Below are 11,310 nucleotides of genomic sequence, written 5' to 3' on the forward strand. Positions count from 1 at the left end.
CATGCGGGCTTGATGAAGGCCGCGCACGCGGCTCAACGCGCGATGCCCGATATCGACGCGGCCCGCGTCGAGCAGATCCGCGCGGCGCTCGCGGCGGGCGAGATCCCGTTCGACGCGGGGCGTCTGGCGGCGGCGATCTCGCGCTTTCACGGCGGTGGGCAATGAGCGGCACGCAACGGTCCGTACGCCTGCTGGCCGATCTCGCCGCCGATTTGAGCGCGTACCGCGAGCTCGCACGGCTGCTCGACGAGCAGCACGCGATCGCGCTGCGCTTCGACAGCGGCCGTCTCGCGCAGATCGCCACTGCGATCGGCGATCAGGTCGTGCAGATCGAAGCGCGCCGCCGCGCGCGCGCCAGCGAGATCGGTTCGGGGCGCGGCGGGTTCGCGCGGCTGGAGGCGAGCGTGTTCGGCGAGGGCGGCACGGCGTCGCAACGGCATGCGCTGCAGCAGCATTGCGCGGAGCTGGAAACGCGCGTCGCACGCTGCGCGCAACTGGCGACGCGCAACGGCAATCTGCTGGCTTCGCAGGTCGAGTCGGTGCAGCGGGTTCTGTTCGGCGAGCGGCATACCTATGCGCCCGCCTGAGTTCGGCCGGCTCGGCGCGTTCGCGCTGGCCGCTTCGCCCGCGCCGGCCAGGCCGATCGCGCCCACGCGGCCGAGCGAATCGGCGGCGTCGATCGCGTCGCCGGGCATGCCCGCAAGCGGCGGTTTCGCGTCGGTGTTCGCATCGCTGACACGGGATATCGAGGGCACGCTCGCGAACGGCTTCGGCTCGCCGGCCCTGGTGGACGACACCTACGGCGCGGCCGCGGCGGCGATGCCGGGCGGCATCCGTGCGGGCGAGGCCCAGCTGGCTGGCCTCGCGCTCGCGGGTTCGCTGGATGCGCGGCGTCAGGCGTTTCTCGACGAGATCATGCCGTTCGCGGCCGATGCGGCGAAGGCGCTGGGCACGTCGCCGCGGCTGGTCGCGGCGCATGCGGCGCTCGAATCCGGCTGGGGCAGCAAACCGCTGACGACCGCCGCCGGCACGACCACCCACAACCTGTTCGGCATCAAGGCAACGGCCAACTGGCGCGGCGCCTCGGCCGACGCCGCCACGACCGAACACGTCGACGGACAGGACGTGAAGACGACCGGCCGGTTCCGTGCGTATCCCGATTACGCGAGCGCGTTCCGCGACTACGCGGAGGTGCTGGCCGGCTCGCCGCGCTATGCGCAGGCGGTCGGCGCGGGCGACGATGCGCGCTCGTTCGCACGGGCGCTGCGCCGGGGCGGTTATGCGACCGATCCCGCCTACGAGGACAAGTTGGTCCGCGTCGCGCGCCAGATCGACGGGATCGCCCGGTAATTCACGGCAGACGGCCGGTGCGAATTGCCGTACCGCTCACCGCGCCGCCCGGCCGTTCTCCGGTGCGGCTTCCCGCTCATCGAATCGGTTCGACGACGTCCGGGGCGACGATGCGAGCGTCAATCACCTTGCCCGTTCTCGCGTTGCGTACGCGGATCGTCTCGCTCCGTGCGCCGTTCTGCAGTGCCGTGCCGGTGGTGCTGACCTCGACGCCCGCGGCGCGCGAGACGATCTTCACCGCCTGGCCGCGCCGCACGGCGTCCGCGCTTTTCAGCATGCGTATCTGAACCATCTGGCCCGCCTTCAGCGCGCGGCGGTTGACGCGTCCCGCGAGTGCGGCCGGATCGGTCACGGCATCGGGCGCGCCGGCCAGATCGCGCGATGCCAGCGTCACGTCGGCCGCGGCGAGCCGGGTGCCGGCGGGGATGGCGGCCGTGGCGACGAGCACGTCCGCGTGCAGCGTCGCGCGCACCTGATAGACGGTTGTGCGCGCCTGGCCGGGACAGCGCACCGTGAAGCGCAGCCGGTCGGGCCGGCTCGCGTCGGCCGCCGCGATCTCGTACGGCCGATCGCAGGCGGGCGCCGTGCGTTGGTTCGGCGGCAGCGCGACCGCGATCTCGGCGTGCCGCAGATCGCGTCGGCGCACGTAATCGTCGAGCCACGCCCGCGCGCGCCCGAGCACTTGCGCATCGACATCCACGGTATTGGCGCCGCTGCCGCTCGCGGGCGTGTCCGCCGCGGCCAAGGCGACGCCGCAAGGCGTCGCGCAGCCGATCGCGATGGCAGCCGCCAGCATGCGGCGCGATGCGGTACGGGAGAGGGTCATGGCGTGGCGCTCGCGTGTCGGGGTGGGGGTGCTTCGCATTATAGGGAGCGCCTCGCCATCTCCGCGCGCGCAATCGGCGAGCGGGCCGCCGCATTCAGAAAGCATTCAGATTGTTCGCCGCCCGCGCGGCGAGTCCTTACGCTTGCGTCTGATGATCGGCTGCCGGCTTCGCGCCGCGTGCATCGCGCGCGTTGCGGGCGGGCGCTACCAACAGGAAGGGTGACACGATGGGATTCAATCTGGATCACGCGCTCGGCGTGCATCCCGCCGCGCTGAAGGTGCGGGCGGAGCGCACGCGGATTCTCGCGTCGAACATCGCGAACGAGAGCGTGCCGCACTACCAGGCGCGCGATCTCGATTTTCGCGCGGCGCTCGATGCCGAGCGCTCGAACGCAGCCTTCGGCGCCGGGCTCGCGTTCGACGGCGACACGGCGCGCTACCGCTTGCCGAGCGGCCCGTCGCAGGACGGCAACACGGTCGAGCTCGGTGTCGAGCAGGCGGAATTCTCGCAGAACAGCGCGGATTTCCAGGCCAGCCTGACGTTCCTGAACCTGAAGCTGAAAGGCTTGCACGCGGCGATCACGGGGAACGGCTGACCATGGGCTTCAAGGACATTTCACGCATCGCCGGCTCGGCGATGACCGCACAAACCGTGCGGTTGAACACCATCGCGAGCAATCTCGCGAACGCCGGCACATCGGGCACCGAAGACACCGCATATCGCGCGCGCAAGCCGGTGTTCGCGTCGATCTTCGAGCGCGGCGGCGGCATGGCGCGCGTGCAGGTGCTCGACGTCGTGACGAGCGACGATCCGTTGCCGAAGCGTCACGAGCCGGGCAACCCGCTCGCCGACGCGGACGGCATGGTGTACGACACCAACGTCAGCGCGGTCGAGGAGATGACCGACATGATGGACGCGTCGCGCGCGTTCTCGACGAACGCCGAGGTGCTGGCTCGCGTGAAGAGCATGCAGCACGACCTGCTGAAGCTGGGCGAGGGCTGACATGACCGGTATCCAGAACGACAGCACGCGCAGCGCCGAGCGTACCGCCGGCGATCAAGGCGCCACGCCGCAGGCTCCCGCCGGGAACGACGCGGGCGGTTTGTCGCAAATGTTCACCCAGTTGCTCGTCGCCCAGATCCGCAACCAGGATCCGCTCGCGCCGATGGAGCCGGGCCAGTTCGTCACGCAATTCGCGCAGATGAGCCAGGTCGAGGCGATGCAATCGCTCGCGAGCCAGGGCGCCGCGAACGCCGCGATGCAGGAAAGCATGCTGGTCGTGTCGCTCGGCGCGCAGGTCGGCTCGGATGTCATGGTCGCCACCGATGCCCTCGAGCTGACCGATGCGCCGGTGGACGGCGCGTTCACGCTCGCCTCGTCGGCTGCGGACGTGTCGCTGCGCGTGAGCGGCCCGGACGGCGTCGAGCACACGATTCCGCTCGGCACGCGGCAGGCCGGCAACGTCGACTTCACGCTCGATCCGGCCGAACACGGCCTGCCGCCGGGCCGCTACACCGTGCGCGTGGCGACCGACACCGGCGAGGCGCCGCGCGTCGAGGTGAAGGGCGTGCTGCAGGGCGTGCGGCTCGGCGCCGACGGCCGCGTGGTGCTGAGCGTCGCCGGCGTCGGCGAACGCGACACCGCCGACATCACCCGCTTTCTCGGCCGGTCCGATCTGGCCGGCCCGACTCCGATCAATCGAAAGGACATCGTTTCATGAGCTCCAACATCGCGCTCTCGGGCATCAACGCGATCAACGGCCAGCTTGGCCAGATCAGCAACAACATCGCGAACAGCGGCACGTACGGCTTCAAATCGGGCCGCGCGAATTTCGCGTCCAGCTATATCAACGCCCAGCCGGGCGGCGTGACGATCGGTTCGACGTCGCAGTCGATCGACATCGGCGGCAACTTCCTCTCGACGGGCCGCGGCATGGACGTCGCGATCCAGGGGCGCGGCTACTTCGTGTCGCGCGAGGCCGACGGTTCGACCGTGTTTTCGCGCGCCGGCATCTTCGGCACCGATCAGGACGGGTATCTGGTCGACTTCATGAATCGCCGCGTGCAGGGCTACGGCGGCGGCGGCCAGCTCGGCGACCTGACCGTGCCGACCGGCGCGATTCCGGCGCAGGCGAGCCGGGCGCTCGATTACGCGGGCAATCTGTCCGCCGACTGGGCGCCGCCGGCGGTCGCGACCTTCGACAAGAACGATCCGAAGTCGTACAACCACATGTCGGTGGCGACCGTTCACGATTCACTCGGCCGTGAGCACAGCGTGACGCAGTATTTCGTGAAGGGCGCGGGCAACGAGCTGGAAGTGCACTACACGATGGATGGCGCCGACGTCGGCACGCCGACGCAACTGAGCTTCGACACCAAGGGCGCCCTGATCGGGCCGAGCGGCACGATCGCGCTCGATCTCGGCACGCCCGACGGCGCGGCGGCGATGTCGCTCGATGTCGATTACACCGGCACGACGCTGTTCGGCGGCGCACAGACCACCACGAAGAATCGTGCGGACGGCTATGCCGCCGGCACGTTCACGGGCGTGACGCTGACCGAGAACGGCTCGATCGAGGTGCAGTACAGCAACGGTCAGAAGCAGAACGCCGGCCAGCTCGCGCTCGCCACCTTCGCGAACGAGCAGGGGCTCGTGCCGGCCGAAGGCTCGGCGTGGCGTGCGACCACGGAAACGGGCGAGCCGCTGTTCGCCGTGGCCGGCACCGGCACCGCCGGGCGTCTCGCGGTGGGCGGGCTGGAGGAGTCGAACGTCGACATGACGGCCGAACTCGTGCATCTGATGTCGGCGCAACAGGATTACCAGGCGAACTCGAAGGTGCTGTCGACCGAGAACGAGATGATGCGCACGCTGATCCAAACCCTGTAACGCCATGGATTCCCTGATCTACACCACGATGACCGGCGCGGGCAACGCGCTGCGCGCGCTCGAAGTGCGCGCGAACAACCTTGCGAACGCGCAGACATCGGGCTTTCGCGCCGATCTCGCGCGCTCGCAAACCCGGCCGATCGATGGCTATGGCTACGACTCGCGTCACGCGGCCGATCTGCCGGAGACGGTCGTCGATCACACGCCGGGGCGGCTTGCCGACACGGGCCGTGTACTCGACGTCGCGATCGAGGGCGCCGGCTATCTGGCGGTCGCGACCGACGACGGCGAGGCTTATCTGCGCGCCGGCAGCCTGACGCTCGACGCCGATGGCGCACTGAGCGTCGGCGGGCGCGCCGTGCTCGGCGAAGGCGGCCCGCTCGTGCTGCCCGAGCACGAACAACTGACGATCGGCGCGGACGGCACGATCTCGGTGAAGATCGCCGACACGCCCGAGGTGCAGGACGTCGGCCGCCTGAAGCTCGTGAATCCCGATCCGGCCGATCTGCGCAAGGACGTGAACGGCCTGCTGATCTCGCGCGCCGGCGCATCGTATCCGGCCGACGACCAGGTGACGGTGAAGGGCGGGCATCTCGAGGGCAGCAACGTCTCGGCGATCGACGAGATGATGCAGACGATGTCGCTGACCCGCTCGTTCGAGATGCAGATGCGGCTTTTCAAGGTTGCGGACGAGATGGCCGATGCCGGCAATCGCCTGGTCCGCGCATAACGTCAGGATACCGATATGAATCATGCTTTGTGGATCAGCAAGACCGGCATCCAGGCACAGGATGCGAAGCTGCAGACCATCGCGAACAATCTCGCGAACGTGAACACCGTGGGCTTCAAGCGCGACCGCGCGATGTTCGAGGATCTGTTCTATCGGCAGGATCGCTTGCCGGGCAGCCAGGTCGCCGACAACGCGACCGGCCCCGGCGTGCAGATCGGCAACGGCACGCGCCTGGTCGGCACGCAGAAGGTGTTTACCAACGGCAACGTGCAGACCACCAGCCAGCAGCTCGACGTTGCGATCGTCGGCAACGGCTTCCTGCAGGTCGAACTGCCGAACGGCGAGACGGGCTATACGCGCGCCGGCCAGTTGCGGCTGAACGACGAAGGCCGGCTGACGAATGCGCAGGGGCTGCCGATCCTGCCCGCGATCACGATTCCGCCGGAGGCGGTCGGCGTGACGATCGGCGAGAACGGCACGGTGGCGGTGCAGGTCGCGAACGACGCCGCGCCGTCCGAGGTCGGGCAGTTGCAGGTGGCGGGCTTCGTCAATCCGGCGGGCCTGCAAGCGCTTGGCGACAACCTGTTCGCCGAGACCGCCGCGAGCGGTCCGCCGACGGAAGGCGAGCCGGGTGTGGACGGGCTGGGCCGCCTCAAGCAAGGTGCGCTGGAAGCGTCGAACGTGCAGGCCGTCGAAGAGATGGTCGAGATGATCGCCGCGCAGCGCACCTATGAAATGAACACGAAGGTGCTGTCCGCCGCGGACAACATGCTGCAGTACCTGTCGCAGGCGTCCCGATGACGCGTGCGCCGCGACCGTCCCGCTGGCCTACGCGCTTGCATGCGGCGTTGGTCTGCGGGCTCGCGCTCCTGTGCGGCGCCTGTGCAACGATCGGCGTCGGCCCGCAGCCCGAGGAAGACGACATGCCCGAGGCCGCGTGGGAAGTCGATCGCGGCACGGCGGGCGGCGTGTTCGTGCCGTCCCAGGCGTGGTCGCTGACCTCGGACAGCCGCGCGTTCCGCGCCGGCGACGTGCTGACGGTGGAACTGCAGGAATCGACGCAGGCGAGCAAGAAGAGCGGCACGCAGGTGGGCAAGACCAGCAGCGTCACGCTGCCGAAGCCGAACGTGTTCGGCGTGGAGTTGCCGATCGACGCGCAAGCCGGCGCGAAACGCCGCTTCGACGGCACCGGCGCGAGCTCGCAGCAGAACACGCTGCGCGGCTCGGTCACGGTGATCGTGCAACGCGTCATGCCCAACGGGCTGCTGCAGGTACGCGGCGAGAAGCGGCTCGTGCTGAATCAGGGCGAGGAAACCGTCCGGCTGTCGGGCTACGTGCGCTCGCCGGACATCGATTCGAACAACCGCGTGTCGTCGCAGCGTGTCGCGAATGCGCGGATTCGCTATTCGGGCCGCGGTTCGCTCGCGGATGCCAACGCGCCCGGCTGGCTCACCCGTTTCTTCAACAGCCCGTGGATGCCGTTCTGACGCGCGGCCGGCATAGTGCCGTCCGCCGCGCCGGCGCATCGCAGGGGCGCGACGGCACGTCGGTGCCGCCGCCTCAACCGGAGTCGTCATGACTTTCCCCATCAGCCTGCCCTTCGGGTTGCCCGCCGCGTGGCCGGCGCGCGTGGCCGGCGGCGTGCTGCTCGCGGTCGCGCTGCTGCTCGTCGCGCCCGCAACCGGCCGCGCGCAGACCATCGGCAGCCTCGTCAGCGTCGAAGGCATGCGCGAGAACGCGCTGGTCGGCTACGGCATCGTCGTGGGCTTGCCCGGCAGCGGCGACGGCACGCAGGCGAAGTACACCACGCAGTCGATCGCGAACATGCTCAAGCAGTTCGGCACGCGGCTCCCCGAAGGCATGAGCCTGCGCGCGCGCAACGCGGCGGCGGTGATGGTCAGCGCGACGTTTCCGCCCGGCTATCGCAAGGGGCAGACGATCGACGTGACGGTGTCGTCGCTTGGCGACGCCAAGAGCCTGCGCGGCGGCACGCTGCTGATGACGCCGCTGCGCGCGGCCGACGGCGAAACCTACGCGCTCGCGCAGGGCAATCTGGTGATACCGGGGCTCGCCGCGCAGGGCCGCAGCGGCTCCAGCATCGCGGTCAACACGCCGACCGCCGGGCGGATTCCGGCGGGGGCCACCATCGAGCGCGAGATCGCCACCGATTTCGCGGCGACGCCCACGATTCGCCTGAACCTGAGGCGCCCGGATTTCCAGACCGCGTCGAATATCGTCGATGCGATCAACCGTGCGATCGGCTCGGATGTCGCGCGCACCGCGGACGCCACCTCCGTGGACGTCGACGCGCCCGAGGATGCAACCGGGCGCGTCGCGTTCGTCGCGCGGCTGACGGCCGTGCAGATCGCGCCGGGGCGGGCGGCGCCGCGCATCGTTCTGAATTCGCGCACCGGCACCGTCGTGATCAGCCAGGGCGTGACCGTCAAGCCGGCCGTCGTGTCGCACGGCGCGTTGAAGGTGACGATCGCCGAAGGGATCGCGGTCAGTCAGCCGAACGCGTTCGGCGACGGCGACACGGTGGCCGCGCCCGTCAGCGAGCTGAATGTGTCGCAGCCGGGCGGCAATGCGTTCCAGTGGAAATCGGGCGCGAGCCTGCAGGCGATCGTCGATACGATCAACGCGACCGGCGCGACGCCCGACGACCTCATGGCGATCCTGCAGGCGCTGGCCGAGGCGGGCGCGCTGTCCGCCGAGCTGGTGGTGATCTGAGGCCCGACCGATGAACGACTTTCCGCATTCGACGTCTTTTCCCATGCAATCGTTGCCCGCCGCATCGCCATCGCCATCGCCATCGGCCGCATCGCCATCGACGCACGGGCTCCCGTTGCGTGCGTCAAGGCGGGCCGCGGGCCAGGCAGCCGATGCGCGCGCCGCGCTCGAGCACGCGGCCGAGCAGTTCGAGGGCATGTTCATCGCGCAGATGCTTGGCGCGATGCGCGAGGCGACCGCGACGCTCGGCGGCAGCGGTGGCGAGCGCGACGACACGGCCGGCGCGCTGCTCGATCACGCCTATCGCGAGGTGGCCAACGGCATCGCCACGCAGCGCGCGTTCGGCATCGCCGACACGCTGATCGCGCAGATGCTGCCGGCGGCCGGCGCACCTGACCAACCCATCCATCCGTTCACCAAGGAGCAGGGACCATGAGAATCAGCCAGATCGGCCTGTCCGGCACCCACGCCGCGCAGGCGGCGCTCGGCATGTCGGCGCGCAATACCGCGAATCTGATGACGAAGGGCTATACGCGCCAGGGCGTGCTGTTGACGCCGCGCGTCGGCGGCGGCGTGACCGTGCAGTCGCTGATCCGCTTCTCGGACGAGGCGCGCACGCAGCAGATGTGGCAAAGCAACGCGATGCTCGGCCGCCAGACGGCCGGCGAATCGTATTTCGCTCAGCTCGAGCAGGTGATGAGCCTCGAGGACGGCAGCGTGAAGGCCGGCCTCGACGGCCTGTTCGCCGCGCTCGACGAGGCGAGCGTCGATCCGATGTCGGCGCCGCTGCGCCAGCAGGTGATCACGTCGGCGGATGCCTTCGCCAAGAGCATCAACGGCCTGCTGCAAACCCAGGGCCGCCAGCTCGACACGCTGCGCCAGCAAGCCGGCGCGACGGCCCGGCAGATCAACGCGTTGTCGGGTACGGTCGCCGACCTGAACCGGCGCATCGCCGAGGGGCAGGCGAGCGGCAACGTGCCGTCGGAGTGGATCGATCAGCGCGACCAGGCGCTCGACACGCTGGCCGGGCTCGTCGATATCCGCACGCTGCGCCAGCCGGACGGCTCCGTCGATGTGTCGCTCGCCGCCGGGCCGCCGCTCGTGGCCGGGCACCAGGTCGCCACGCTCGACGTGCGCCCCGGCAACGACGGAACGTTCTCGCTCGCCCTGGCATTGGGCGGCGCTGTCTATCCGCTCGACGGCGAAGCGGCTGGCGGTGCGATCGGCGGCCTGTTCGCGTTCGCCGACGGCGTGTTGATGCCGCAGATGGCCGGCGCGAAGTCGCTGGCGGGCGAGCTCGCGCAGCGCATGAACGCGCAGCTCGCCGCCGGCTTCGGCACCGACGGCCAGCCCGGCGAACCGCTGTTCGACATCGATGCGGCCAGCGGCATGCTGCACCTGCGCGCCGGCGTGACGCCCGACCGGCTGGGCTTTTCCTCCGACCCGGCGACGCCCGGCGACAGCGGCAATCTGCTCGCGCTGATCGCGTTGCGGCAGGCGCGGATCGACGTGCCGGGCCTGGGCGAGACGGCGATCGGCGATGTCTACACGATGCTGGTGGGCCGTCTCGGTTCGCAGAGCAGCCAGAACCAGGCCGCGCTCGAGACGGCGAGCGAGCTTCGCACGCAGGCGGAGCAGGCATGGCAGTCCGTGAGCGGGGTCAGCATGGACGAGGAGGCCGTGAACATCTCCGAAACCATGCAGATCTACAACGCGAACATGAAAGTCATTTCAGTGGCGAACGCGTTGTTCGCCACCACGCTCAACAGCTTTTGAGGAGTACGACGATGCGTATCGCCAGTCAGTCCTTTGGCAACTCGATGGTTTCCACGCTGCGCGACTCGAACGCGAAGATCGCGGATCTGACCGCGCGACTCGGGAGCGGCCGGCGGATCCACGTATCGTCGGACGATCCGGTCGGTGCGGTGCGGTTGATGCGGCTCGAACGCGATTCCGCGATGCTCGGGCAATATCGCCGCAACATCGGCACGCTGCGCGGCCAACTGGAGAAGAACGAACTGCATCTCGGCAACATGCAGTCGCAACTCGATGCGGTGCGCGAGACGATGCTGCGTGCGATGGACGGCACGAATTCGGCGGCCGACCTGAACGCGATGGCGGGCTCGCTGCGCACGCTGCGCGACGATCTCGTGGCCACCGCGAACGCCAGCGACAGCGAGGGGCATTACCTGTTCTCCGGCACGCTGACGGGAAGCGAGACGGTCCGCTTCGATGCGTCCGCGCCGGCAGGTGCGCGCTATGCATTCGGCGGCAATCTCGAGCAGCGCCAGGTCGTGGTCGGCAACGGCATGACGCAGGCGGCCAATGTCGGCGTCGACGATCTTGCCGACACGCTGAACCGCCTGGATCTCGCGCTCGAACGTCTCGAGGCGGCCGATGCCGACGCCAGCGATCCGGACACGCGCGCGGCGATGAGCACCGCGCTCGATGCGGCGGGGGCCAGTTTCGATACGGCCGGCAACCGGATCGCCGGGCTCGGCGGCGCGCAGAACACGCTCGACCGGCTCGACGACAGCCACGAGGCGATGCTTGTCGCGAACGGCCAGGCTGCGGATCTCGTCGGCGGGCTCGATTACGCCGAGGCGACCGATGCGCTGAACAACTATCTGGTGGCGGTGAAGGGTTCGTATCAGATCTATGCGCGCGTGCGGCAGCTTTCGCTGTTCGACGTGCTGTAACGCGGGCCGGCGATGAACGTGCAGGCTTCCCGAATTGCGGGACACGAACACCCGGCGCAGGTTCGCTCCGACGAGGTCGCGCGTGCGG

The 11,310-nt window shown here is 69.5% G+C and carries 15 protein-coding genes; 14 read left to right on the plus strand and 1 reads right to left on the minus strand.

Annotation, left to right across the window (positions count from 1 at the left end; all coding sequences use genetic code 11):
• Positions 1-12 precede the first annotated feature (12 nt).
• From flgM to G3N92_RS24210, 3 genes are read left to right on the plus strand one after another with little or no spacing between them, the layout of a single operon-like run.
• Positions 13-165, plus strand: coding sequence for a flagellar biosynthesis anti-sigma factor FlgM (gene flgM / locus G3N92_RS24200; RefSeq protein WP_277396195.1), 153 nt, complete (start codon positions 13-15; stop codon positions 163-165).
• Positions 162-587, plus strand: coding sequence for a flagellar export chaperone FlgN (gene flgN, locus G3N92_RS24205; protein ID WP_206130110.1), 426 nt, complete (start codon positions 162-164; stop codon positions 585-587). The genes flgM and flgN overlap by 4 nt, the downstream gene beginning before the upstream one ends.
• Positions 574-1,350, plus strand: coding sequence for a glucosaminidase domain-containing protein (locus G3N92_RS24210; protein WP_241014998.1), 777 nt, complete (start codon positions 574-576; stop codon positions 1,348-1,350). Before flgN ends, G3N92_RS24210 begins: the two co-directional genes overlap by 14 nt.
• Positions 1,351-1,426: 76 nt before the next feature.
• Here the strand turns inward: G3N92_RS24210 and flgA are convergent, their stop codons facing one another.
• Positions 1,427-2,215: a flagellar basal body P-ring formation chaperone FlgA gene (flgA, locus tag G3N92_RS24215; protein ID WP_206130111.1), complete on the minus strand. Its 789-nt coding sequence runs from the start codon at positions 2,213-2,215 to the stop codon at positions 1,427-1,429.
• Positions 2,216-2,403: 188 nt separating this feature from the next.
• Between flgA and flgB the strand changes: the two genes are divergently transcribed.
• The 11 genes from flgB to G3N92_RS24270 all read left to right on the plus strand — a co-directional run bounded on the left by flgB (position 2,404) and on the right by G3N92_RS24270 (position 11,222).
• The gene (flgB, locus tag G3N92_RS24220; protein ID WP_206130112.1) at positions 2,404-2,772 is read left to right on the plus strand and encodes a flagellar basal body rod protein FlgB; all 369 of its coding nucleotides are present in this window, start codon (positions 2,404-2,406) and stop codon (positions 2,770-2,772) included.
• A 2-nt stretch (positions 2,773-2,774) separates the two neighbouring features.
• On the plus strand, positions 2,775-3,179 hold the full coding sequence (gene flgC / locus G3N92_RS24225) for a flagellar basal body rod protein FlgC (RefSeq protein WP_206130114.1): 405 nt from the start codon (positions 2,775-2,777) through the stop codon (positions 3,177-3,179).
• Between the two features lies 1 nt (position 3,180).
• Positions 3,181-3,897: a flagellar hook capping FlgD N-terminal domain-containing protein gene (locus tag G3N92_RS24230; RefSeq protein WP_206130116.1), complete on the plus strand. Its 717-nt coding sequence runs from the start codon at positions 3,181-3,183 to the stop codon at positions 3,895-3,897.
• The gene (locus G3N92_RS24235; RefSeq protein WP_206130117.1) at positions 3,894-5,063 is read left to right on the plus strand and encodes a flagellar hook-basal body complex protein; all 1,170 of its coding nucleotides are present in this window, start codon (positions 3,894-3,896) and stop codon (positions 5,061-5,063) included. Before G3N92_RS24230 ends, G3N92_RS24235 begins: the two co-directional genes overlap by 4 nt.
• Positions 5,064-5,067: 4 nt before the next feature.
• The gene (gene flgF / locus G3N92_RS24240; RefSeq protein WP_206130118.1) at positions 5,068-5,793 is read left to right on the plus strand and encodes a flagellar basal body rod protein FlgF; all 726 of its coding nucleotides are present in this window, start codon (positions 5,068-5,070) and stop codon (positions 5,791-5,793) included.
• 15 nt (positions 5,794-5,808) lie between these two features.
• Positions 5,809-6,594, plus strand: a complete 786-nt coding sequence (gene flgG / locus G3N92_RS24245) for a flagellar basal-body rod protein FlgG (RefSeq protein WP_206130119.1) — start codon at positions 5,809-5,811, stop codon at positions 6,592-6,594.
• A gap of 35 nt (positions 6,595-6,629) precedes the next feature.
• Complete coding sequence (gene flgH / locus G3N92_RS24250; protein ID WP_241014999.1) at positions 6,630-7,280, plus strand: flagellar basal body L-ring protein FlgH; 651 nt, start codon at positions 6,630-6,632, stop codon at positions 7,278-7,280.
• An 88-nt stretch (positions 7,281-7,368) separates the two neighbouring features.
• Positions 7,369-8,523, plus strand: coding sequence for a flagellar basal body P-ring protein FlgI (locus tag G3N92_RS24255; protein ID WP_206130122.1), 1,155 nt, complete (start codon positions 7,369-7,371; stop codon positions 8,521-8,523).
• Positions 8,524-8,638: 115 nt separating this feature from the next.
• Positions 8,639-8,959, plus strand: a complete 321-nt coding sequence (locus G3N92_RS24260; protein WP_206130124.1) for a peptidoglycan hydrolase — start codon at positions 8,639-8,641, stop codon at positions 8,957-8,959.
• Entirely contained in the window at positions 8,956-10,299 is a 1,344-nt protein-coding gene (gene flgK, locus G3N92_RS24265; protein ID WP_206130126.1) for a flagellar hook-associated protein FlgK, read from the plus strand. Before G3N92_RS24260 ends, flgK begins: the two co-directional genes overlap by 4 nt.
• Positions 10,300-10,310: 11 nt before the next feature.
• Positions 10,311-11,222: a flagellar hook-associated protein 3 gene (locus G3N92_RS24270; protein ID WP_206130128.1), complete on the plus strand. Its 912-nt coding sequence runs from the start codon at positions 10,311-10,313 to the stop codon at positions 11,220-11,222.
• The last annotated feature ends 88 nt before the right edge of the window (positions 11,223-11,310 follow it).

The sequence above is a fragment of the Burkholderia sp. Ac-20379 genome (genome assembly GCF_017104645.1).
In the GTDB taxonomy this organism is placed as follows: Bacteria; Pseudomonadota; Gammaproteobacteria; order Burkholderiales; family Burkholderiaceae; genus Burkholderia.